The following is a 22,134-nucleotide window of genomic DNA, read 5'->3' as shown; positions in this document are numbered from 1 at the left end:
CCGGTGGTGCGACGCCCCCTTCCGCTGTACGGGGCCGGCAGGCGTCAGTTGACGCCGCCCATCATCTCCTTGACCCGCTTGCGGGACGACCAGATGCCGAGGCCGGCGACGACCGCGAGGCAGGCTTCGACGGCGACCGAGAACGAGGTGTTCAGGTCGACGTTCAGCTGCGGCGAGGTCAGCAGACCCGCCACCGAGTCGCCCGCGGTGACCGCGAGGAACCAGACACCCATCATCTGGGAGCCGTACTTGGCGGGCGCCATCTTCGTGGTGACCGACAGGCCGACCGGGGAGAGGCACAGCTCACCGACGGTCTGGATGAAGTAGATCGCCACCAGCCACATCGGGCTGACCTTGCCGCCGTTGGCGGCGGTGTCGATCAGCGGGATGAGGAAGACGCCGAACGAGATACCGATCAGCGCGAGGCTGGAAGCGAACTTGACGGCGGTGCTCGGCTCCTTGCCGCGCTTGTTCAGCCACAGCCACGCCGAGGCGACCAGCGGGGCGAGCGCCATGATGAAGATCGGGTTCAGCGACTGGTACCAGGACGTCGGGAAGTGGAAGCCCAGCAGGTCGTTCGTCGTGGAGTGCTCACCGAAGATCGACAGGGTCGAGCCGTTCTGGTCGTAGATCATCCAGAAGATGGCGGCGACCACGAAGAACCAGATGTAGCCCGAGAGCTTGGACTGTTCGAGGTCCGTGAGCTCCTTGTCGCGCTTCATACGGGCCAGGACCGCGATCGGGATGACCAGACCGGCGATGGTGATCGGCATCAGCGCCCAGTCGGCGAAGTTCCCGGTCACCGCGAGCGCGGTGTAGAACACCGCCGCGACGATCAGCCAGATCAGGCCCTTGCGCAGCACGGACGCCCGCTCCTGGGGCGTCGCGGGCTGGGCGACGACGCTGCTCTCCGCGCTGAGATGGCGGGTGCCGAGCAGGAACTGGGCGAGGCCGAGCGCCATGCCGACGGCGGCAAGCGTGAACCCGAAGTGCCAGTTGACGTTCTCGCCGACGGTGCCGATGCTCAGCGGGGCCAGGAAGGCGCCGAGGTTGATGCCGATGTAGAAGAGCGTGAAGCCACCGTCACGGCGCGGGTCCTCCGGGCCGTCATAGAGGTGGCCGACCATCGTGGAGATGTTCGCCTTCAGCAGGCCGGAGCCCAGCGCGACCAGCACGAGACCGGCGAAGAAGCTCGCCGAGGTGGGCAGGGCCAGCGTGATGTGGCCCGCGATGACCACACCGGCGCCGATGGCGACCGTCTTGCGCGGCCCCCAGAAGCGGTCGGCCATCCAACCGCCCGGCATGGCGAGCAGATAGACCATCGCCATGTACACGGAGTAGATCGCGGTGGCCGTGGTCGCCGGCATATGCATGCCGCCGGGCGCGATCAGGTACAGCGGGAGGAGTGCTTTCATGCCGTAGAAGCTGAAGCGCTCCCACATCTCGGTCATGAAGAGAGTGGCCAGTCCGCGGGGGTGGCCGAAGAAGGTTTTGCCGCCGTTCGCAGGGTTCCCCTGCTGGGCAGCGTCCTTCGTCAGGCTGGACGCCATGGATGCTTCCTTGCTGCTACGGGACGCGTTCGCAGGCCGATACGCGCCCGGGTGGGGGGTGACCGGCACCGGGTAGTCCCGCCCGCCTCCACGTCCGGGAGGTTCGGCACCGATGAAGGGCGCCGGCAGGACGGTCGTACCCCGGATTCCACGCCCCCGTGGGGCAAGCGCGCCGGACCCGGTCGGCAGGTCGATCACTGTGGGACGGGGCCGTTGGTGGCGGTCCCGGACACAACGAGGGACCGATGACGTCAGTTGAGAGTCAAAGGTCCCGGAAGTGGTGCGACGGACGTTCATCCACCATACGACTCGTTCTGTCAGCAGGGGCCTGCGTGAGACAACGGTCACACCGCCACGGGGAACCATCGGCGCCCACCGTTCGCTCCCGCGCTCCCGCGCGCGCCCGAGGCTTGTGCAGCTCAGGGCGCTATCGGTGCAGGAACGGTCCGTCGTCGGCCATCCGCGCTGGTCCGCCCCTCGGCGCGGGTACATCGGACTACCATCGGGCCATGACCCGTGTACTGCTCGCCGAGGATGACGCGTCCATCTCGGAGCCGCTCGCCCGCGCACTGCGCCGCGAGGGTTACGAAGTCGAGGTGCGCGAGGACGGCCCGACCGCGCTCGACGCCGGTCTCCAGGGGAACATCGACCTCGTCGTCCTGGACCTGGGGCTGCCCGGGATGGACGGCCTGGAGGTCGCCCGCCGCCTGCGCAACGAAGGCCACTCCTTCCCCATCCTGGTGCTGACCGCCCGCGCCGACGAGGTGGACACCGTGGTGGGCCTGGACGCCGGTGCCGACGACTACGTCACCAAGCCCTTCCGGCTCGCCGAACTCCTCGCCCGCGTACGGGCCCTGCTGCGCCGCGGCTCCACCGCCGAGCCCCAGCAGCCGCCGGCCACCCACGGGGTGCGGATCGACGTCGAGTCGCACCGTGCCTGGATGGGCGAGGAGGAACTCCAGCTCACGGCGAAGGAGTTCGATCTGCTGCGGGTCCTGGTGCGGGACGCCGGCCGGGTCGTCACCCGCGACCAGCTGATGCGCGAGGTCTGGGACACCACCTGGTGGTCCTCCACCAAGACGCTCGACATGCATATCTCCTGGCTGCGCAAGAAGCTCGGGGACGATGCCGCCAACCCCCGCTACATCGCCACCGTCCGCGGTGTCGGCTTCCGCTTCGAAAAAAGCTGAAGGAGCCGGCAGCCCGTGCGTCGCCGCCTGATCAACTCCACGCTCGCCGTGGTGCTCGTCGTGATCGCCGTCTTCGGTGTCTCGCTCGTCATCGTCGAGACCCGCACCATCGAGGCCGGTGCGCAGGAGAGCGTGGCCTCCGAGGCGATCCGGCTCGTCGGGATAGTGGAGAGCCGGCTGGGCAGCGGCGAGAAGATCACCCCGGACATCCTCTCCGAGCAGATCACCGCCAAGCGGTACGCGCGGATCTCGGTGCCCGGCAAGACGCCGATCGAGATCGGGCAGCGGCCCTCGGGCGGTGTCATCGAGTCCAGGGTGCGGGGCGACCGCGGTGAGTCCGTCACGGTCCAGGAGTCCCGCTCCATGGTCAGCGCGGAGATCGGCCGGACGCTGCTGGTCATTCTCGCCGTGGCGCTGCTGGCGATCATCGCGGCGGTGATCCTGGCCGTCCGCCAGGGCCGCCGGCTGACCGCGCCGCTCACCGACCTCGCGGAGACCGCCGAGCGGCTGGGCTCCGGCGACCCCCGCCCGCGCCACCGCCGCTACGGCGTCCAGGAGCTGGACCGGGTCGCCGATGTGCTGGACGCCAGCGCGGAGCGGATCGCCCGGATGCTGACCGCCGAGCGGCGGCTGGCCGCGGACGCCTCCCACCAGCTGCGGACGCCGCTGACCGCGCTGTCCATGCGGCTGGAGGAGATCACCCTCACCGACGATCCGGACACCGTGAAGGAAGAGGCCACCATCGCGCTGGCGCAGGTGGAGCGGCTGACGGATGTCGTCCAGCGGCTGCTGACCAACTCCCGGGACCCGCGCAGCGGCTCCGCGGTCGCCTTCGACCTGGACGAGGTGGTCAAGCAGCAGATCGAGGAGTGGCGGCCGGCCTACCGCAGCGCCGGGCGGGCCATCGTGCGCTCCGGCAAGAAGGGGCTGCGGGCCGTCGGCACGCCCGGCGCGGTCGCCCAGGTGCTGGCCACCCTGATCGAGAACTCCCTGATGCACGGCGACGGGACGGTCGCGCTGCGGACCCGGGTCACCGGCAACCAGGCGGTCGTCGAGGTCACCGACGCCGGGCCGGGGGTGCCGACGGACCTCGGCGCGCGGGTCTTCGAGCGGACCGTGTCCGGCCGCAATTCCACCGGGCTGGGGCTGGCCGTCGCACGGGATCTGGCGGAGGCGGACGGCGGCCGGCTGGAGCTGCTCCAGCAGCAGCCGCCGGTCTTCGCGCTGTTCCTGGCCCGGGAGGCGGAGCCCGCCGCCGAGGAGTGAGCGGAGCCCGCCGAGGAGTGGGCGGCGGGCGTGTGCGGCCGGGCGTGCGCGGCGCGGCCGGAGCGCGCCGGGCTACTTACGGGAGGGGCTGCGCGGCCGCCGGGAGCCGTCGGCGAGGAAGGACTCGGCCGTCTCTATGGCCTCGCGGGCGGGCAGCGTACGGAAGACCCAGGTGCGGTAGGACCAGAAGCGGAAGAGCGTGGCGAGGCCGATGCCGAGGAACTTGAAGAGGTTGTTCTGGAGCGGGCTGTCCCAGTCGAAGCCGTAGGTCGCGACATAGAGCAGGCCGTTCTCGATCACCAGGCCGACCGCGCTGAACAGCAGGAAGAGCGTGAGCTCCTTGGTACGGCCCCGCTTGTCGCGGTCGCGGTAGGTGAAGTAGCGGTAGCCGAGGTAGTTGGTGCCGGTCGCCACGACCGTCGCGATGATGCTGGCCCGGACGACGGGAACCTCGGTCAGCTGCCGTACGAGGTTGAACACCGCGAAGTTGACCACGACCCCCGCGCCGCCGACCGCGCCGAACTTCACCACTTCACGAGTGAGCGCCTCCAGCCGCGACCGCAGTGCGCTCCGTTCACTCATGGTGATCGTTCAGCTCCCCGTCGTATGCGGCGTCCGCGGGCCGTCAACCCTGGTCCGCTCCCTCATGCTAACCACGCCCCGAGGCGGGTGCCTGCCGCACGACGGGGCCGCGGGCAACCCCCCGAGGGCCGTCCGGGTCAGCGGACCGTGACGCGGAAATTGAGGCTCCGGGCGCCCGCCTCGTCGGCCGCGCCGGGGCCGCAGCGCCGGCAGCGCAGCAGCCGTAAGTCCGTACGGCCCGGGTGGACGGCCTCGAAGGCGAGGTAGCGGGCGGGCCCGGCGGGCGGCGGACCGCCGGTGGCCAGGTGCCCGCCGGTGCCCTTGAGGACGGCCGGATCGGGGCGCGGCTCGGCGATGATCCAGCGATAGCCGCCGGCGGGGTCGTCGGTGACCCGCACGCTGAAGCGGTCACCGGGGGAGACCACGATCTCGGTGTCGTCCGCGCCATAGACCTCCGGCGCGGACAACTGGCTGAAAAGGGAGTGCAGGGCGATCAGCAGCGCGGTGATCGCGACGACGATCACCAGCGTCCTGGTGCCCCTCGATATGCCGCTGTGCTCCATCCGGCCTCCCCTTGTGCCGGGCCCGCTCCGGGCGCCGGTCCCGCACCCCGGCCCGGGCGCCGGGGCCGGTGTCGATCTTCCATCGGCGCTCTTCGAACGCGCGAACTCAGAGGATCATCCAAGCCGGTATCGGGGCAGCGGAGCCGTGCGGATACCCTGGGGGGCGTGACGTTCCCGGTAGTCGGCATGGTCGGTGGCGGTCAGCTCGCCCGTATGACCCACGAGGCGGGTATCCCCCTCGGCATCAAATTCAAGCTCCTCAGCGACACTCCGCAGGATTCCGCGGCTCAGGTGGTCGGTGATGTCGTCATTGGCGACTACCGAGATCTGGACACGCTGCGCGCCTTCGCCCGTGGCTGCGATGTGATCACGTTCGATCACGAGCACGTTCCCACCGAGCACTTGCGGGCACTGGAGGCCGACGGCATCCCCGTCCGGCCCGGTCCCGACGCGCTCGTGCACGCCCAGGACAAGGGGGTGATGCGGGCGAAGCTGGACGCGATCGACGTGCCCTGCCCACGGCACCGCATCGTCGCCGACCCGGCGGACGTGGCGCGGTTCGCGGCCGAGGGCGACGGGTTTCCGGTGATCCTCAAGACCGTCCGCGGCGGCTATGACGGCAAGGGCGTCTGGGTCGTACGATCCTCCAAGGAGGCCGAGGAGCCGTTCCGCGCCGGGGTGCCCGTCCTCGCGGAGGAAAAGGTTGATTTCACCCGCGAGCTGGCGGCCAACATCGTCCGCTCCCCGCACGGTCAGGCCGTCGCCTACCCGGTCGTGGAGTCCATCCAGGTCGACGGCGTCTGCGACACCGTGATCGCGCCCGCCCCCGGCCTCGACTCCGAGCTCGCCGGCCAGGCCCAGGAGCTGGCGCTGCGCATCGCCCAGGAACTGGGGGTCGTCGGCCATCTGGCCGTCGAGCTCTTCGAGACCGCCGACGGCCGGATCCTCGTCAACGAGCTCGCCATGCGCCCGCACAATTCCGGCCACTGGACCCAGGACGGCGCGATCACCTCGCAGTTCGCCAACCACGTCCGGGCCGTGCTCGACCTCCCGCTCGGCGATCCGCGCCCGCGCGCCCGCTGGACGGTGATGGCCAATGTCCTCGGCGGCGACTACCCCGACATGTATTACGCGTACCTCCATTGCATGGCGCGGGACCCGCAGTTGAAGATCCACATGTACGGCAAGGACGTGAAGCCCGGCCGCAAGGTCGGACACGTCAACACCTACGGCGACGACCTGGCCGACGTGCGCGAGCGCGCCGCTCATGCCGCCGGATACCTGCGAGGAACGATCACCGAATGACGTCCAGTGTGTCGCCCGAAAACCGCTCCTCCGCCCCGTCCCCCGTGGTCGGCATCGTCATGGGCTCCGACTCCGACTGGCCCGTCATGGAGGCCGCCGCCCAGGCCCTCGCCGAGTTCGAGATCCCCCACGAGGTCGATGTCGTCTCGGCGCACCGGATGCCGCGCGAGATGATCACGTACGGCGAGCAGGCCGCGGAGCGCGGGCTGAAGGTGATCATCGCCGGCGCCGGGGGCGCCGCCCACCTCCCCGGGATGCTCGCCTCGGTCACCCCGCTGCCGGTCATCGGCGTCCCCGTCCCGCTGAAGTACCTGGACGGCATGGACTCCCTCCTCTCCATCGTGCAGATGCCGGCCGGCGTGCCGGTGGCCACCGTCTCCGTCGGCGGCGCCCGCAACGCCGGCCTGCTGGCCGCCCGCATCCTCGCCACCCAGGACCCCGAACTCCTCGCCCGGATGCGGGAGTTCCAGCAGGAGCTGAACGACCAGGCCACCGAGAAGGGCAAGCGGCTGCGCAGCAAGGTCGCCACCCCGAACGGCTTCGGCTTCGGCGGCGCCAAGTGAGCTCATCCCAGGGGGCGGCACGGGACCTGCTCGCCCGCTGGCCCGTCGTCGACGGTCACAACGACCTGCCCTGGGCGCTGCGCGAGCAGGTCCGCTACGACCTCGACCAACGCGATATCGCCACCGACCAGTCCGCGCACCTGCACACCGATCTGCCGCGGCTGCGGGCCGGCGGCGTCGGCGCGCAGTTCTGGTCGGTCTACGTCCGCTCCGACTACGCGGGCGACAAGGCCGTCACCGCCACCCTCGAACAGATCGACGTGGTCCGGCAGCTGGTCGCCCGCTACCCCGACGTGCTGCGGCCGGCCCGCACCGCCGACGACATGGAGGCGGCCCGCACGGAGGGCCGGATCGCGTCCCTCATGGGCGCCGAGGGCGGCCACTCCATCAACAACTCGCTGGGCACGCTGCGCGCGCTCTACGAGCTGGGCGTGCGCTACATGACGCTCACCCACAACGACACCATCGACTGGGCGGACTCCGCGACCGATGAGCCGCGCCATCACGGCCTGACGGCCTTCGGCGAAGAGGTCGTCCGGGAGATGAACCGCTGCGGGATGCTGGTCGACCTCTCGCACGTCTCGGCCGACACCATGCGGGACGCACTGCGCGTCAGCACCGCGCCGGTGATCTTCTCGCACTCCTCCGCCCGTGCCGTCTGCGACCACCCGCGCAACATCCCCGACGACGTACTCGCCCAGCTGCCCGCCAACGGCGGCGTCGCGATGGCCACCTTCGTGCCGAAGTTCGTGCTGCCCGCGGCCGTCGAGTGGACGCAGCGCGCCGACGAGAACATGCGCGCCCACGGTCTGCACCACCTCGACACGACGGGGGCGGGCATGGCCGTCCAGCGAGCCTTCGAGGCGGTCGACCCGCGCCCGAAGGCCACCGTGGCGACCGTCGCCGATCACCTCGACCACATGCGGGAGGTCGCCGGCGTCGACCACATCGGCATCGGCGGGGACTTCGACGGCACCGCGTTCACGCCTGACGGGCTGGCGGATGTCGCGGGGTACCCGAATCTGATCGCCGAGCTGATGGATCGGCGGTGGTCGGAGGGGGATCTGGCCAAGCTGACTTGGCAGAACGCGGTGCGAGTCGTGCGCGCGGCGGAGGACGTTTCCGGGTGACGCTTGGGTTAGCCCTGCGTTTTTTGTCTTTCCCGCCGTGGGTGTTTCTCGCCGTTGCGCCTGCGGCGGGCGGGGTGGTTTGTGGGTGCGGGGACGGACCTCCGGGGCCGGTGCGTGGGACTGCTTCGCTTGACGTCCCACACACCAGCCCCTCCGGCCCGTCCCCTCCCGTTGGGGGAGTGAGTGACGGTGGGTGGGGCCGGCCGCTCGTAGTCGGTAGGCGCCCGCGGAGGCCCGTCAGAACGTGACTACTTGAGGCACAGACAAAACGGGTGCCCCGCCGGGTCCAGATAGACCCGCCAGTCGCGGCCCTCCGCATCGCCCTGGACTCGCTTCGCCCCGAGGGCGAGTACCTTGCGCTCGGCCTCGTCGATGTCCGCGCGGCGGACGTCGAAGTCGAGGTGGAGTTGCTGGGGGATCTCCTGGCCCGGCCACTGCGGCGGACGGTAGTCCGCCTCCGGTACCTGCTGGAAGGCGAGGGTGCGGCCGGTGGGGCCGGCGATTTCGATCCAGTCGTCGTCGCCTCCCGTCACCTGCCAGTCGAGTACCTCCGCGTAGAAGTTGGCGAGCGCCCGGTGGTCGGGGCAGTCCAGTGCGACGACGCCGAGCTTGATCAGACTCATGGCGTTACCTCCTCATCCACTCAACCGGTAACTTCGTTACCGCATGATTGCCGAGTATCGGTAACGTGGCAAGGGTGGCATCCCGAACAGCTCCGGATTCCCTGCGGTGGGTGCAGGATCTGGTGAACACCCTCGACATCGAGACCGGCGCGGACGCGCTGACCGCCGACGGTGGCGGCCCCGGCGCCTTTCTGCGTGAGCACGGGGTGCCCGAACCCGCCCCGGGGCGCGGGGCGTTGGCGGCACTCGGGGAGTTGCGGGAGCTGCGGGAGGCGCTCCGGGAGGTGTGTCTGGCGCATACCGCCGGCACCGGGGTGCCGGAGCGGACGGCCCGGACGCTGGACCGGCTGTTCGCCGCGGCGCCGCTCGTCCTGGGGGTGTCTCCCGACGGTGGCGCCGCGCTGCGTCCGGCGCCGGGGCTCGGTGGCGCCGCGCAGTTCACCGCCCGGATCGCGGCGGGCATCGCGGCCGCGGTCGCGGACGGTACCTGGACCCGGCTCAAGGCATGCGAGGCCCATGACTGCCGTTGGGTCTTCTACGACCGGAGCCCGGCCGGCCGCAGCCGCTGGTGCACCATGGCGGTCTGCGGCAGCCGGGCGAAGATGCGGACCTACCGCGCCCGGCGCGCGGAGTCCGAGTAGGGGCCGCTCACGCCTGGGGGCGGCCCAGCGCGCGGTACGTCCAGCCGGCCTTGCGCCACAGCGCCGGGTCCAGGGCGTTCCGGCCGTCCAGGATGCGGCGCTCGGCGACCACCTCGCCCAGGGCCGCCGGGTCCAGCTCACGGAATTCGCGCCACTCCGTCAGATGCAGCACCACATCCGCGCCGCGCACCGCCTCCAGCGCGGTGTCCGCGTACGCCAGCGTCGGGAAGAGCCGCCGGGCGTTCTCCATGCCCTTCGGGTCGTACACCGTCACCTGGCCGCCCTGGAGGTGGATCTGGCCGGCGACATTGAGCGCGGGGGAGTCGCGGACGTCGTCCGAGTCCGGCTTGAAGGTCGCGCCCAGTACGGCGACCCGCTTGCCGAGGAAGCCGCCGCCGACCGCGTCCCGGGTCAGCTCGACCATGTGGCCGCGGCGCCGCATGTTGATGGAGTCGATCTCGCGGAGGAAGGTCAGCGCCTGGTCGGCGCCCAGTTCACCGGCGCGGGCCATGAACGCCCGCAGGTCCTTCGGCAGGCAGCCGCCGCCGAAGCCGATGCCGGCCCGGAGGAACTTCTTGCCGATCCGGTCGTCGTGCCCGATGGCCTCGGCCAGCTTCACCACATCGCCGTCGGCCGCCTCGCAGACCTCGGCCATAGCGTTGATGAAGGAGATCTTGGTCGCCAGGAAGGAGTTGGCGGAGGTCTTCACCAGCTCGGACGTCGGGTAGTCCATGACGATGAACGGCGAGCCCTCGGCGATCGGCTTGGCGTACACCTCCCGCAGCAGCTCCTCGGCCCTTTCGCCGGCCACACCGGCGACGATCCGGTCCGGGTGCAGGGTGTCCTTGACGGCGAGGCCCTCGCGCAGGAACTCCGGGTTCCAGGCCAGCTCGGCGGCCTCGCCCGCGGGGGCGGCCGCGGCCAGCCGCGCGGCGAGCCGCGCCGCGCTGCCCACCGGCACCGTGGACTTGCCGACCACCAGCGTGGGCCGGGTCAGATGCGGCGCCAGCGCGTCGAAGGCGCTGTCCACGTAGCTCATGTCGCAGGCGTACTCACCGTGCTTCTGCGGGGTGTTCACGCAGACGAAGTGCACATCGCCGAAGGCGCCGGCCTCCTCGAAGGAGGTGGTGAAGCGCAGCCGGCCGGTCGACCCCTCGATCCCGGCGACATGGCGGCGCAGCAGATCCTCCAGACCGGGCTCGTACATCGGGACCTCGCCCCGCTGAAGCATCTCGATCTTCTCGGGGACCACATCGAGCCCCAGCACCTCGAAGCCCAGCTCGGCCATGGCCGCGGCGTGGGTGGCGCCGAGGTAGCCGGTGCCGATCACGGTGATCTTGAGGGGCATGGAAGCTCCAAATAAGGGGTGCGGCGCGCAGCGCCGGCGTTGAGGGGCGGTGGTCGGGCGACGGGAGGGAGGGTGCGGCGCGTAGCGCCGGCGTTGAGGGGCGGTGGTCGGGTGACGGGAGGGACTGGGGAAAACGGCGCTGACCGAGCATAGTCGGGAGGGGAATGGCCTACTCCAGCCGCTTCCGGGCCGCGTGGGTAACTGTCGGCAACCTCACGTATCCGCGGCCCGGGATCGGCGCCTAGAATCCGGAGAGGTAATTGGGTTACTTAACGGTAGTTAGCACTGGCAGTCAGCTCACAGGGGAGTGAGAAACCTTGGCGGGAACCGCTGATTTCGATCTGTACCGGCCATCCGAGGAGCACGACATGCTCCGCGAGTCGGTGCGCTCGCTCGCCGAGGCGAAGATCGCGCCGTTCGCCGCCGCGGTGGACGAGGAGGCCCGCTTCCCGCAGGAGGCGCTCGACGCGCTGGTCGCCAACGACCTGCACGCCGTCCACGTACCGGAGGCATACGGCGGGGCCGGCGCCGACGCGCTGGCGACCGTCATCGTCATCGAGGAGGTCGCCCGCGTCTGTGCGTCGTCCTCCCTCATCCCGGCGGTCAACAAGCTCGGCTCGCTGCCGGTGATCCTCTCCGGCTCCGAGGAGCTGAAGGCGAAGTACCTGGGCCCGCTGGCCAAGGGCGACGCGATGTTCTCGTACTGCCTGAGCGAGCCGGACGCCGGCTCGGACGCGGCGGGGATGAAGACCAAGGCCGTCCGCGACGGCGACCACTACATCCTCAACGGCGTCAAGCGCTGGATCACCAACGCCGGCGTCAGCGAGTACTACACGGTGATGGCCGTCACCGACCCGGAGAAGCGTTCCAAGGGCATCTCGGCCTTCGTCGTCGAGAAGGGTGACGAGGGGGTCTCCTTCGGCGCCCCGGAGAAGAAGCTCGGCATCAAGGGCTCGCCGACCCGCGAGGTCTACCTGGACAACGTCCGGATCCCCGCCGACCGCATGATCGGCGCGGAGGGCACCGGCTTCGCCACCGCCATGAAGACCCTGGACCACACCCGCATCACCATCGCGGCCCAGGCGCTCGGTATCGCCCAGGGCGCCCTGGACTACGCCAAGGGCTACGTCCAGGAGCGCAAGCAGTTCGGCAAGCCGATCGGCGACTTCCAGGGCGTGCAGTTCATGCTCGCCGACATGGCCATGAAGGTGGAGGCGGCCCGCCAGCTGACCTACGCCGCGGCCGCCCGCTCCGAGCGGATATCGGCCGGCGGCAAGGGCGAGGACCTGACGTTCTTCGGCGCGGCGGCCAAGTGCTACGCCTCGGACGCGGCCATGGAGATCACCACGGACGCCGTCCAGCTGCTCGGCGGCTACGGCTACACCCGTGACTACCCGGTCGAGCGGATGATGCGGGACGCCAAGATCACCCAGATCTACGAGGGCACCAACCAGGTCCAGCGGATCGTGATGGCGCGCAACCTGCCGCAGTAGGCGCAGGGACCAGCAGAGGGCCCCGGACCGCAGCGGCGGTCCGGGGCCTCTTTGTCTCCGCAGTCTCCGCAGTCTCCGCGGTCAGTTGCCGCTGACGGTGACCTTCTCGTCGTTGTTGAGCTGCTGCACCAGCTGGCGGAGCTTGGCCTTGTCCCAGACCAGGTTGCCGCCGTTGCTGCCGGAGACCGGCATGTTCATGGACTTGCCCTCGCCGCCGGTGACGCCCTTCATCGCGAAGAACATCTCACCCAGGCTCCACAGGCTCATGTCCTTGTCGACGACGAGCGTGTCCAGGCCGGCGCTCATCGTCGGGTAGAGCTTGAAGGGGTTCAGGACCGTGGCGGGGGTGGCGGTCTGGCTCGCCAGCGTCGCCAGGAACTTCTGCTGGTTCTTCGTCCGGTCCAGGTCCTGCTGGGCGAAGGCGTGCCGGGTGCGGACGTAGGCGAGCGCCTGCTGGCCGTTGAGGGTCTGCTTGCCGGCCGGGAAGTCGGCGCCGGAGTCCTTGTCCTTGATCGCCTTGGGGAGGTCCATCTCGACCCCGCCGATGGCGTCCACGATGTTGGCGAAGCCGGCGAAGCCGATCTCGACGTAGTGGTCGATGTGCAGCTTGGTGTTGTACTCGACGGTGCGCACCAGCAGCTCCGGGCCGTCCTCGGCGTAGGCCGCGTTGAGCTTGGTGTGCCGTCCGGTGCCCGGGTACTTCTTGCCGGAGTCCGAGCCGATGTAGGTGGGTATCTCCACGTCCGAGTCGCGCGGCAGGGATATCAGCGTCGGGCCGTTGCTGCCGTCGTGCAGGATCATCATCGAGTCGGTGCGCTTGCCCTCGGCGGAGCCGGTGTGCAGCTTGCGCTTCTGCTCGGCGGTCATGCCCTCGCGGCTGTCCGAGCCGACGATCAGGTAGTTCGTGCCGTCGCCGGTCTCCGGCCGGTCGATGACCTTGCTCAGGTCGACCTTGCGGCGGAGTTTGCCGTCGGCCCAGAAGTAGGTGGCGACCGAGGTGACCGCCAGCACCGCGACCAGAGTGATGACCGTCCACTTGATGCGCTTGCCCCAGCGGGGGCGCGGCCGGCCGCGGCCGGCCGCGCCGTAGTCGTCGTAGCCGGCACCGCCGCCGCGGCCACCGCCGTAGACCTGGCCGGTGTTGTAGCCGTCGTCGTAGGAATCGTCGTAGCCCTGGGACTGCTGCGGCGGCACGGTCGCGCCCCTGCGCGGGGACATCGAGGCCGGCATCGGAGGCTCGTGCCCCTGATAGCCGGGGCCTGCGCCGCGCCGCACCTGGGGCATGGCGCGCGCACCCTCCGGCTCGGCACTGCCGCTGCCGTATCCGTACCGGTTGCCGCTCTGGTCGCCGGACCACCCGTTGGGCCACTCATTCATACGGGGAAGTGTGCACGCCGAAGGGGGGTGCTCCATAGGGCGGGTGCCGGATCGGGCCAGTGCTGTTGCAGAGCTGATGCAAAGCTACGGCGGCCTTCCGCCGCATACCAGAAGCGGCCATGACCATTCCGACCTGCACTAATGGAAGCAACCATTCCGGATGGTTTCCGGCGGTGGCCATGAGACCTGTGTCACGGACCTGCGCAGATGGCGAGACCAGTCTCACGACGGGGGCGGGGCGGGGCCGTACGGGCGACGCTTAGGCTGGCTCCATGACCGAACTCGTCACCGACAATCCCGAGGACGAGGTGGTGGGCAAGCCCACTTCCGTGTCCCGCATCACGCTCAGCCACATCATGACGGCCGGCGACACGAACCTCCTGGGAACGGTGCACGGCGGCGTGATCATGAAGCTCGTCGACGATGCGGCGGGCGCGGTGGCCGGCCGCCACTCCGGCGGGCCGGCCGTGACCGCCTCCATGGACGAGATGGCCTTCCTCGAACCGGTCCGGATCGGCGACCTCGTGCATGTACGCGCCCAGGTCAACTGGACCGGCCGCTCCTCGATGGAGGTCGGCGTACGGGTCCTGGCCGAGCGCTGGAACGAATCCAGCCCGGCCCAGCAGGTCGGCTCCGCCTACCTCGTCTTCGCCGCCGTCGACGAACAGGGCAAGCCGCGCCGGGTGCCGCCGGTGCTCCCCGAGACCGAGCGTGACAAGCGCCGCTACCAGGAGGCGCAGATCCGCCGGACGCACCGCCTCGCCCGCCGGCGCGCGATCATGGAGCTGCGCGAACGGCGCGCCGCGGAAGGCATCGACGACGCATAGCGGCGACCCCGAGCTGCCCCGCCAGCGCCAGCCCCGTACCGATGACGGTGCCGGCCGCCGCGCAGATCACATCGTCGACATCGGCGATCCGCCCCGCCCGCATCAGCAGCTGCGCCGTCTCGACGACCAGGCACAGCCCCACGCCCAGCAGGAACGCCCCGGCGGCCGACGTGCGCGGCGCGGCGAACCGCAGCAGCAGCGGTGCGGGCACGAACAGCGCGGCGTTGGCGATCTGCCGCCGCACCAGCATCGCCAGCTCCCCGGGCTCCAGCTGGGCGCCCAGATCGAACAGCCCCTCACCGGGCCGCCACCACACCGTCGCGTCCCCGGAGCCGATCGGCTGGCTCGGCGCGAGCGTCGCCAGCAGGAACAGCAGCAGCCAGCCCGCCAGCAGCGCACGGGCCGCGCTGCGCGGTGCGCCGCTGTCGGGGGCGAGCGCCGTCCACAGGGCGAACGCCACCGCCACGGCCAGCGCCAGGACCAGGAAGAGCGTCACCGTGGTGGGGGTGATACCCAGCACAACCTGCCACACAGTGCGCCCCTTTCAGGAAATCCCGTACATGGCATACATCTCGTGCGTCTCGCGCATCTCAGGCATCACGGGCATCAATCGCAGGTCCATTTGGTGACGTAGAGCGTCTCTCCCCGCTCCATGACGCCCCGGATGCACTCCTCCGCGAGCATCTCCACCCGGCCGCTCAGCCCGACCGCGCCGCCCTGGGTCCGCCGGGTGCCGAACCAGCCGGGGAAGGCGGTGATCCGGTCGTTCTTGCGCTGGTAGCCGAGCCGCACGGCGATCTCGTCGAGACCGGCCGCCGCCCCGTTCCGCCGGTAGGTCGCGGTGTACATCCCGTCGGCCCCCACCGGCCCCTGGAGACACAGCCGGCCGCGCACCAGCTCCCCGCAGCCGGTCGGCGCGGGAGGCGCCGGCGGCGCCGCGGCGGCGGTGGCCGCGACCAGACACAGCGCGGCGACGGCCACCGTGACCCGGCGCGCACGGCAGCGGGCCTCCGGACGACGCACGGGCGGCCGGGGCGCGGTACGACGGGGCGCGGGAACGCTCATGCCGAACCCTCGCTTCGCTCGGCCTCGCATTCGCGAGGCACGCACCCTTTGATAATGAGCTCGCTCCGCTCACTCATGGGCACACTGCCTCGTCCCCGGTGATCGCCGAGATCCGGCCCGGCTTCTGCGGCGGCTCCTCGGCCCGTACCCGCTGCACCGCCCCCTGGCCCTGGCCGGCCGTCACCTGCATCACCGGGCCCCGCCCGGCCGCCGGCCGCAGCTGTGCGCCCGGCAGCGCGGCGGCCAGCGAGCGGGCCGAGCGGTCCCAGCGCGGGTCGTAGACGATGACCGTCCGGGGCACCTTGCCGTGGGCGGAGTTGCCGGGGACGCCGGTGGTGGCGAAGCCGGTGGCGTGCAGCTCCTTCGCCACCGTGGCGGCGAGCCCGGTCCGGTCGCTGCCGTTGTCGACCCGCACCTGGACCTGGCCCGGCGGGATGTCCACGACCCTGGCCCGCGGCTCCTCCCGGTCCCGGGGCACCGTGATCGGCTGGTCCTCGCGGATCGCCCGGAACAGCTTCGGCGCCTGCACCGGGTCCCAGCGCACGGTCGAGCCGACCCCCGGCACGGGCTGGGCCACATCGCCCAGCGGCACGGACGTGAACTCCGAGGACGACGGGGTGAAACCGCGCATCGCCTGCCCGAGGTCGACCAGGTCGCCGGCCCCGAAGCCCGAATCGGCCCGTACGGACCGGAGCATCGTGTCGGCGACATCCCTGAAGCGGATGGGGTTCATCAGCACTCCGGAGGAGGTGATCTTGTGGATGAGAGCGGCCAGGAAGCGCTGCTGGCGCTGCATCCGGCCGAGGTCGGCGGAGCCGTCGACATGCCGTGAGCGCACGTACTGGAGCGCCTGGCCGCCGTTGAGCCGCGACTTGCCGACCGGCAGATCCAGCCCCGTGAAGCTGTCGCGCAGCGGCCGTACGGTGCAGATCTCCACCCCGCCGACCGCGTCCACGCTGCGCATGAAGCTGGTGAAGTCGACCTCCAGGTAGTGGTCGATATGCACCCCCGTCATGTGCTCGACGGTCCGCACGGTGAGGCTGGGGCCGCCCTCGGCGTAGGCCGCGTTCAGCTTGATGGGGTGCTTGGCGCGCTGCCGGCCGGTGACGGCGTCCGTATGGGCGGGGACCTCGGCGTAGGAGTCGCGGGGCAGGCTGATCACGCTGGCGCGGTCCCGGTCGGCGGAGAGGTGCACCAGCATCAGGGTGTCGGTGCAGTGACAGGGCGCCCCGCCCAGGTGGTACTTCTGCTTCTCCGCGGCGCTGAGCCGGTCGCGCCCGTCCGTGCCCACGACCAGGAAGTTCAGCCCGTCGCCGCCCCCGGGCCGGTTGCTCATGCCGGTGAAGGCGTCCACCCGGCCGATGCCGCTCTCCACCCCGGTGACCACGGCGTGCCCGACGCCGCTCGCGGCCAGCAGCAGCACGGACACGACGGCGCCGATCCGCAGCCCCCAGCGCGGGCCCGGCGGACGCCGGCGCGTACCGGGCCGGGCGGCCCGGCGCCGGGCCGGACGGGGGGAGCGGAACGGCGCGGTCACGGGGGACACCTCCGCGGCTGGACGGCGTGGTCGGGGCCCGGCGGGGAGCGGGGCGGCACGGGGACGGGGCAGCAGGGGAGCGGGCAAGCCGGGATCAATCGGACGAGGACACCGTAGGTCCATATGATCGGCTGCAAAGCACCACACGCCGGGCGTCCGGCATCCGGCCACCCGGCTGCGTCCGAGGGCGTCCCCCATTCGCGGTAACGTGGGCGCGATTCTGCAGTCTCCCGGCGGGCGCTGCCGTCGCTGGCGGCTCCGCCGCGGGCCGTACCCCCGAGGAACCATGCCGCAGCAGCAGCCCCCGGCCGTCTCCGTGATCATGCCGGTGCTCAATGAGGAACGTCACCTGCGCAATTCGGTCCGGCACATCCTGGAGCAGGAGTACGCCGGTGAGATGGAGGTGGTGATCGCCCTCGGCCCGTCCGCGGACCGTACGGACGAGATCGCCGCCGAGCTCGTCGCCGAGGACGCCCGGGTGCACACGGTGCCCAACCCCACCGGCCGCACCCCCGCCGCGCTGAACGCCGCGATCAAGGCGTCCCGGCACCCGATCGTGGTCCGCGTCGACGGCCACGGCATGCTCTCGCCGAATTACATCGCCACCGCCGTGCGCCTCCTGGAGGAGACCGGCGCCGCGAACGTCGGCGGCATCATGCACGCCGAGGGCGAGAACGCCTGGGAGGACGCGGTCGCCGCGGCGATGACCTCCAAGATCGGGGTGGGCAACGCCGCCTTCCACACGGGCGGGCAGGCCGGTCCCGCCGAGACCGTCTACCTCGGCGTCTTCCGCCGCGAGGCACTGGAGCAGCAGGGCGGCTACAACGAGGAGTTCATCCGCGCCCAGGACTGGGAGCTGAACTTCCGGATCCGGGAGGCCGGCGGGGCGATCTGGTTCTCGCCCGAGCTGAAGGTCCAGTACCGCCCGCGGCCGAGCGTCAAGGCGCTGGCCAAGCAGTACAAGGACTACGGCAAGTGGCGCCATGTCGTCGCCCGCTACCACGCCGGTTCGATCAATCTGCGCTATCTCGCGCCGCCGGCCGCGGTGTGCGCCATCGCGGCGGGCCTGGTGGTCGGCGCCGCCGTCACCCCCTGGGGCCTGGTCGTCCCGGCCGGCTACCTCGCCGCCATCACCGCGGGCTCGGTGCCGGCCGGCAAGGGGCTGTCGCTCAAGGCCCGCGTCCAGATCCCGGTGGCCCTGGCGACCATGCACATGGCCTGGGGCGCGGGCTTCCTGACCAGCCCCCGCTCACTCGCCAAGAAGGTCATCGCCAGCCGCCGCCCGGCGGTCATGACCCCGGCGGCGGACGCCGAGTAGACGGGTCACCGCCGGCTCCTTCGCGGGGCCGGCGCGCGAGGCCCTGCCCTCTACACCCGCCCACCCCCCGAAGGGGGGGCGGCGGGGAAAAAAACACAGGGGCGCCGCAGCGCAACGCCGGCCGAGGCAGGCCCGGCCCCCGGCCTGGTAGCGGCAACCCCGGGCCCCGCCTAGAAGGCGTACGCGCTAGAAGCTGTACGACGGATTCACCTTCATACAAGCCTTGGTGTCCTCACCGTTGAGCGCGTCCGCGCTGTCCGGGGCCTTGTCCGCGTCCTTCTCGTCGCCCGGCTGCTCCGGGTACGACGGGCCGGTACGCCAGTCGTTGCCGACCACCAGCCGCATCCCGGTGGCCGAACTCGACTCCCGGACCGCGTCCTTGGGCAGTCCGAGCGCCTTCGCCAGCGCCAGGGCGTCGCCCCGCTGCGCCTTGTCCCGGTACGTGATCGTGGTGTCGGCCTGGGTGGTGAGCGCGGAGTCGGTGCCGGCCGCGGTGTAGCCCAGCCCGGACAGCTGCTGCTGGACGGCCGACGCGCGGCCGGAGACCGGGCCGTTCACCGTGCTGTTGGTGCCGTTCTGCACGACAACCTTCAGCTGGTCCTTGGGAGTTGACGCCTTGGGGGCCGGGGTGGCCTTCTTCTTCTTGTCCTTGCCGTCCAGCGCGGTGTCGTTGCGCAGCAGCCCGAAGGTCGCCTCCGCGTCGCCGGGCTTGGGCATGACATACGACTCGCCGGGGCCGTACTGCCAGGGCATGGTGACCATCGTGATGCGCTTGGTCGGCACCCGGCTGAGATCGCCGCCGAGGTCGTAGAGCTTCTTGACGGTGTCGAGACCGTCGTCGACGGTCAGCGCGTTGGTCGCCGCCTCCGCCAGATCGCGCAGCTCCCCGGGGTTGGTGAGCTTGGCGTCCTTCTTCAGCTGACGGACCATCGAGTTCATGTACATGTGCTGGGCCTTGGCCCGGCCGATGTCGGTGTTGTCCTCGAAGCCGTAACGGGTGCGCAGCCACTGGAGCGCCTGGACGCCCTTGACGGAGTGGGTGCCCTTGGTGAGCTTCAGCCCGCTGCCGTGCCCCTTGCTGTCGTGCGAGTAGACGTTCCCGTCGACGCAGACCGGGACGCCGCCGATGGCGTCCGCCATGTCCACCACGCCGGAGAAGTCGACCATCATGAAGTGGTCGATGTAGATGCCGGTCAGCTCCTGCCAGGTGGCGAGGGTGCAGCCCGGACCGCCGTGCTGGAGCGACTGGTTGATGGCCGCGGAGGTCTGCGGAAAGACCTCGTGGGTCTTCGGGTCCGTGCACCGGGGGATCGTCACCCGGGTGTCCCGCGGGATGGATATCACCGACATGTTGCTGCGGTCCGCCGAGACGTGCAGCAGCATCTGCACATCGGCGAGCGGCTTGCGGTCCGCGTCCTGGCGGGCGCCGCCGAGCTCGATGTTCTTGGCGTTGTTCCGGCCGTCGGAGCCCAGCAGCAGGATGTTCAGCGGGCTCTGTCCGAAGGCGTTGGGGTCCGGTTTCTTCAGGCCGTCCCCGCCCAGGGACCTCGGCGCCTTGCGGAGGTTGGCGTTGAGGTGCTCGTAGTACCAGTACCCGGCACCCGCGCCGCCCACTATCAGGACGGCGAGGGTGAGGGCGGTCCACCGCAGCACCTTGCGGCCCTTGCGGCGCGGCTGCCCCCCTCGGCGGTGCCCGCCGCCGTCGGCGGGCACGTCCCCGTCCCCGTCCGCGGCGGCGACGGCACCGCCTTCGGGCGGCGTCCAGCCGGGTGCGTCCGGGGGCAGCCCCTGGTCCTCATAGACACCGTCGTCCCGGACCGGCTCCGCCGCTTCCGGCCGGCGTCTCCGACGCGACCGGTCCCCACGCACACTGCTCTGCCCCATTCGGCCCTCTCCCCGTTGTCAGTCGTGCGCTCGGCGCCTCGGCGGGGCGGCCGGATCCCGCTCAATTCACTTTGCGCAGATGTTCTTGTCATCTGCATTGACGTTCTGCACCCCGTCCGGGGTTTCGGTCGGTGCCTCGATCGGTGAACCCGGCGCCTTGAAGTCCTTGCCGAGGACCAGCTTCATCGGCTGGCGGTCACCGGCGTTCTGCCCGGACTTCTTCAGCGCGCTCTTGGGCAGCCCCATCCAGTCGGCCAGAGTGGCGGCCTGGTCGGCCTGGTTGGGCGCGTATTCGAGGCGGGTGGCGGACAGCTTCGACGGCGCGTTGCCGGCGTTGGTGGAGAGCTTGGCGGACTTGGTGTTCTGAAGCCAGTCCACGGTCTCCTGGGCCGAGCCGATCGGTCCGCCGCCGTTGGTGACATCGACGCGTACCGCCTCGGGCGGGGCCTTCTTGACCGGGCCGGACTTCTTGCCCTTGCCCTTCTTGCCCTTGGCCAGGGTGTGGTCCGCCCGCACCATCGCGAACAGCGGGTCCGCCTTGGCCTTGTCCATGATGACGGTGGCCGGGTCCTTGGGGTTGTCCAGCACCGGCACGGTGGCGAAGGTGACCTTGTCGATGTCGACCTTCTTCAGATCGGTGCCGAAGTCCAGCAGCTTGCTCGCGGTGCCGATCCCGGTGTCGACGGTCAGCGCCTTGGTCGCCGCCTGGCTGACCTGGAGGAGCTTGGTGGGGCTGCTGAAGGCGCTGGACTTCAGCTTGCGGATCAGCGAGCTGAGGAACTGCTGCTGAAGCTCGATCCGGCTGAGGTCGCTGCCGAAGCCGACGGTGTGCCGGGTACGGACGAACGCCAGCGCCTGCTCGCCCTTGACGATGTGCCGGCCGGCCTTCAACTTCAGGTGCGACTTGGGGTCGTTGATGTCCTTGCCCGCGCACACCTCGACGCCGTCCACCGCGTTGGACAGCTCCTTGACCGCGTTGAAGTCGGCCATCATGAAGTGGTTGATCTTCAGCCCGGTCATCTTCTCGACGGTGCGCCAGGTGCAGCCGGGGTCCCGGCTCTCCTGGCCCAGGCTGGTGTTGAAGCGCACCCCCTGCTCGCCGGGGATGTTCTTCGTCGACCCGTCCTTCTGCTTCGTGGGGCAGTTGGGGATGTCGGTGATCATGTCGCGCGGGATGCTCAGCGCGGTGGCGTTCGTCCGGTCCTTGGAGATGTGCATCAGGATCGTGGTGTCCGCGTGCCCGACGCTGCCGGCGTCGCCGTAGCCCCCGTTGCCCTTCCCGGAGCGGGAGTCGGTGCCGATGATCAGGAGGTTCACCGGGCCGTCGGACACCGCGTCGTTCTCCACGCCGACATCGACCTTGGAGATGTTGCCGTCCAGCTCTTGGTAGATGTAGTACGCGGCGCCGCAGCCGGCGACGAGGACGAAGCCCACCACACCGGCGGTCCAGTGCAGCGCCCGCTTCTTCCCCGACTTCTTCGGCTTGCGCTTCCGGCGGCCCGCCGGGCCCGCCTCCGCCGCCGTGGCTGTCGCCGTACGGGCGGCGGCAGCACGGCGCGCCGCCCGGCCGCCGGCCGGACGCTCGCCGTCTCCGTCCGGGGTGCTCCCGTCCCGCCGGCCGCGCTGGGTCGGCAGCGGCCGGGTGTCGGTGTCGCCGACCTCGGCGTCCCGCTTACGGGCGGCGCGTCTGCCGGCCGCAGTGCGGTCGGAGGGCCGAGCGGCGGCTTGACCAGGGTCAAGCCGCAGTTCGTAGTTGCCGGTGTCCGGATCGAACACCCACTGATCGGCGGGATCGACGTTGTTGTCGCCCGCTCGCCCACGGCCTTGCGCGTCCACGGTGCCTTGAGTCCTCCGTCGGTGCCACGCGGCGCC

Annotated in this window: 20 protein-coding genes; 9 read left to right on the top strand and 11 right to left on the bottom strand. The window is 70.8% G+C overall.

Going from position 1 to position 22,134, the window contains the following annotated elements; all coding sequences use genetic code 11:
* Positions 1-44: 44 nt before the first annotated feature.
* Entirely contained in the window at positions 45-1,550 is a 1,506-nt protein-coding gene (locus ACFWJW_RS30185) for a peptide MFS transporter (RefSeq protein ID WP_387247347.1), read from the bottom strand.
* Positions 1,551-2,059: 509 nt separating this feature from the next.
* On the opposite strand from ACFWJW_RS30185, the gene ACFWJW_RS30180 reads away from it, so the two are divergent.
* Positions 2,060-2,740: a response regulator transcription factor gene (locus ACFWJW_RS30180; RefSeq protein WP_033266590.1), complete on the top strand. Its 681-nt coding sequence runs from the start codon at positions 2,060-2,062 to the stop codon at positions 2,738-2,740.
* Between the two features lie 15 nt (positions 2,741-2,755).
* The gene (locus ACFWJW_RS30175) at positions 2,756-4,006 is read left to right on the top strand and encodes an ATP-binding protein (RefSeq protein ID WP_387247346.1); all 1,251 of its coding nucleotides are present in this window, start codon (positions 2,756-2,758) and stop codon (positions 4,004-4,006) included.
* Between the two features lie 72 nt (positions 4,007-4,078).
* On the opposite strand, the gene ACFWJW_RS30170 is transcribed toward ACFWJW_RS30175, so the two are convergent.
* A complete protein-coding gene (locus ACFWJW_RS30170) occupies positions 4,079-4,588 on the bottom strand; it encodes a GtrA family protein (RefSeq protein WP_387247345.1) in 510 nt (169 codons plus the stop codon).
* A 137-nt stretch (positions 4,589-4,725) separates the two neighbouring features.
* The gene (locus ACFWJW_RS30165; RefSeq protein WP_387247344.1) at positions 4,726-5,151 is read right to left on the bottom strand and encodes a hypothetical protein; all 426 of its coding nucleotides are present in this window, start codon (positions 5,149-5,151) and stop codon (positions 4,726-4,728) included.
* 165 nt (positions 5,152-5,316) lie between these two features.
* On the opposite strand from ACFWJW_RS30165, the gene ACFWJW_RS30160 reads away from it, so the two are divergent.
* From ACFWJW_RS30160 to ACFWJW_RS30150, 3 genes are read left to right on the top strand one after another with little or no spacing between them, the layout of a single operon-like run.
* Positions 5,317-6,456: a 5-(carboxyamino)imidazole ribonucleotide synthase gene (locus ACFWJW_RS30160; RefSeq protein ID WP_387247343.1), complete on the top strand. Its 1,140-nt coding sequence runs from the start codon at positions 5,317-5,319 to the stop codon at positions 6,454-6,456.
* Positions 6,453-7,019: a 5-(carboxyamino)imidazole ribonucleotide mutase gene (purE, locus tag ACFWJW_RS30155; RefSeq protein ID WP_387247342.1), complete on the top strand. Its 567-nt coding sequence runs from the start codon at positions 6,453-6,455 to the stop codon at positions 7,017-7,019. The genes ACFWJW_RS30160 and purE overlap by 4 nt, the downstream gene beginning before the upstream one ends.
* A complete protein-coding gene (locus ACFWJW_RS30150; protein WP_387247341.1) occupies positions 7,016-8,149 on the top strand; it encodes a dipeptidase in 1,134 nt (377 codons plus the stop codon). The genes purE and ACFWJW_RS30150 overlap by 4 nt, the downstream gene beginning before the upstream one ends.
* 248 nt (positions 8,150-8,397) lie before the next feature.
* Here ACFWJW_RS30150 and ACFWJW_RS30145 read toward each other — a convergent pair whose 3' ends face one another.
* A complete protein-coding gene (locus ACFWJW_RS30145) occupies positions 8,398-8,772 on the bottom strand; it encodes a VOC family protein (protein WP_387247340.1) in 375 nt (124 codons plus the stop codon).
* Positions 8,773-8,846: 74 nt separating this feature from the next.
* Between ACFWJW_RS30145 and ACFWJW_RS30140 the strand changes: the two genes are divergently transcribed.
* Positions 8,847-9,413, top strand: coding sequence for a CGNR zinc finger domain-containing protein (locus tag ACFWJW_RS30140; RefSeq protein ID WP_387247339.1), 567 nt, complete (start codon positions 8,847-8,849; stop codon positions 9,411-9,413).
* A 7-nt stretch (positions 9,414-9,420) separates the two neighbouring features.
* Here the strand turns inward: ACFWJW_RS30140 and ACFWJW_RS30135 are convergent, their stop codons facing one another.
* The gene (locus tag ACFWJW_RS30135) at positions 9,421-10,761 is read right to left on the bottom strand and encodes a UDP-glucose dehydrogenase family protein (RefSeq protein ID WP_387247338.1); all 1,341 of its coding nucleotides are present in this window, start codon (positions 10,759-10,761) and stop codon (positions 9,421-9,423) included.
* A 317-nt stretch (positions 10,762-11,078) separates the two neighbouring features.
* Between ACFWJW_RS30135 and ACFWJW_RS30130 the strand changes: the two genes are divergently transcribed.
* Entirely contained in the window at positions 11,079-12,254 is a 1,176-nt protein-coding gene (locus ACFWJW_RS30130) for an acyl-CoA dehydrogenase family protein (RefSeq protein WP_018087089.1), read from the top strand.
* A gap of 81 nt (positions 12,255-12,335) precedes the next feature.
* Here the strand turns inward: ACFWJW_RS30130 and ACFWJW_RS30125 are convergent, their stop codons facing one another.
* Positions 12,336-13,631, bottom strand: coding sequence for an LCP family protein (locus tag ACFWJW_RS30125; RefSeq protein WP_387247337.1), 1,296 nt, complete (start codon positions 13,629-13,631; stop codon positions 12,336-12,338).
* Between the two features lie 272 nt (positions 13,632-13,903).
* On the opposite strand from ACFWJW_RS30125, the gene ACFWJW_RS30120 reads away from it, so the two are divergent.
* Entirely contained in the window at positions 13,904-14,458 is a 555-nt protein-coding gene (locus ACFWJW_RS30120; protein WP_387247336.1) for an acyl-CoA thioesterase, read from the top strand.
* On the opposite strand, the gene ACFWJW_RS30115 is transcribed toward ACFWJW_RS30120, so the two are convergent.
* The 3 genes from ACFWJW_RS30115 to ACFWJW_RS30105 form a co-directional block, all read right to left on the bottom strand.
* A complete protein-coding gene (locus ACFWJW_RS30115) occupies positions 14,409-14,990 on the bottom strand; it encodes a VanZ family protein (RefSeq protein ID WP_387247335.1) in 582 nt (193 codons plus the stop codon). The genes ACFWJW_RS30120 and ACFWJW_RS30115 overlap by 50 nt on opposite strands.
* 74 nt (positions 14,991-15,064) lie before the next feature.
* The gene (locus ACFWJW_RS30110) at positions 15,065-15,523 is read right to left on the bottom strand and encodes a hypothetical protein (protein ID WP_387247334.1); all 459 of its coding nucleotides are present in this window, start codon (positions 15,521-15,523) and stop codon (positions 15,065-15,067) included.
* A gap of 73 nt (positions 15,524-15,596) precedes the next feature.
* Positions 15,597-17,060 (bottom strand): LCP family protein, encoded by a 1,464-nt coding sequence (locus ACFWJW_RS30105; RefSeq protein ID WP_387247333.1) that lies wholly within the window; start codon positions 17,058-17,060, stop codon positions 15,597-15,599.
* 286 nt (positions 17,061-17,346) lie between these two features.
* Here ACFWJW_RS30105 and ACFWJW_RS30100 point away from each other — a divergent pair, with 286 nt between their 5' ends.
* On the top strand, positions 17,347-18,378 hold the full coding sequence (locus ACFWJW_RS30100) for a glycosyltransferase family 2 protein (protein ID WP_387247332.1): 1,032 nt from the start codon (positions 17,347-17,349) through the stop codon (positions 18,376-18,378).
* A 186-nt stretch (positions 18,379-18,564) separates the two neighbouring features.
* Here ACFWJW_RS30100 and ACFWJW_RS30095 read toward each other — a convergent pair whose 3' ends face one another.
* Positions 18,565-20,262 (bottom strand): LCP family protein, encoded by a 1,698-nt coding sequence (locus ACFWJW_RS30095; protein WP_387247331.1) that lies wholly within the window; start codon positions 20,260-20,262, stop codon positions 18,565-18,567.
* Positions 20,263-20,328: 66 nt separating this feature from the next.
* Positions 20,329-22,098: an LCP family protein gene (locus ACFWJW_RS30090; RefSeq protein ID WP_387247330.1), complete on the bottom strand. Its 1,770-nt coding sequence runs from the start codon at positions 22,096-22,098 to the stop codon at positions 20,329-20,331.
* Between the last annotated feature and the right edge of the window lie 36 nt (positions 22,099-22,134).

The sequence above is a fragment of the Streptomyces sp. NPDC127097 genome (genome assembly GCF_042724075.1).
In the GTDB taxonomy this organism is placed as follows: domain Bacteria; phylum Actinomycetota; class Actinomycetes; order Streptomycetales; family Streptomycetaceae; genus Streptomyces.
This window is presented reverse-complemented; position numbering and strand designations above follow the sequence as displayed.

Bases quoted from the DNA above. Each gene is read 5' to 3' on its own strand.
- ACFWJW_RS30185 (WP_387247347.1), bottom strand. From the start codon at position 1,550: ATGGCGTCCAGCCTGACGAAGGACGCTGCCCAGCAGGGGAACCCTGCG.
- ACFWJW_RS30180 (WP_033266590.1), top strand. From the start codon at position 2,060: ATGACCCGTGTACTGCTCGCCGAGGATGACGCGTCCATCTCGGAGCCG.
- ACFWJW_RS30170 (WP_387247345.1), bottom strand. From the start codon at position 4,588: ATGAGTGAACGGAGCGCACTGCGGTCGCGGCTGGAGGCGCTCACTCGT.
- ACFWJW_RS30165 (WP_387247344.1), bottom strand. From the start codon at position 5,151: ATGGAGCACAGCGGCATATCGAGGGGCACCAGGACGCTGGTGATCGTC.
- purE (WP_387247342.1), top strand. From the start codon at position 6,453: ATGACGTCCAGTGTGTCGCCCGAAAACCGCTCCTCCGCCCCGTCCCCC.
- ACFWJW_RS30145 (WP_387247340.1), bottom strand. From the start codon at position 8,772: ATGAGTCTGATCAAGCTCGGCGTCGTCGCACTGGACTGCCCCGACCAC.
- ACFWJW_RS30135 (WP_387247338.1), bottom strand. From the start codon at position 10,761: ATGCCCCTCAAGATCACCGTGATCGGCACCGGCTACCTCGGCGCCACC.
- ACFWJW_RS30125 (WP_387247337.1), bottom strand. From the start codon at position 13,631: ATGAATGAGTGGCCCAACGGGTGGTCCGGCGACCAGAGCGGCAACCGG.
- ACFWJW_RS30120 (WP_387247336.1), top strand. From the start codon at position 13,904: ATGACCGAACTCGTCACCGACAATCCCGAGGACGAGGTGGTGGGCAAG.
- ACFWJW_RS30110 (WP_387247334.1), bottom strand. From the start codon at position 15,523: ATGAGCGTTCCCGCGCCCCGTCGTACCGCGCCCCGGCCGCCCGTGCGT.
- ACFWJW_RS30100 (WP_387247332.1), top strand. From the start codon at position 17,347: ATGCCGCAGCAGCAGCCCCCGGCCGTCTCCGTGATCATGCCGGTGCTC.
- ACFWJW_RS30095 (WP_387247331.1), bottom strand. From the start codon at position 20,262: ATGGGGCAGAGCAGTGTGCGTGGGGACCGGTCGCGTCGGAGACGCCGG.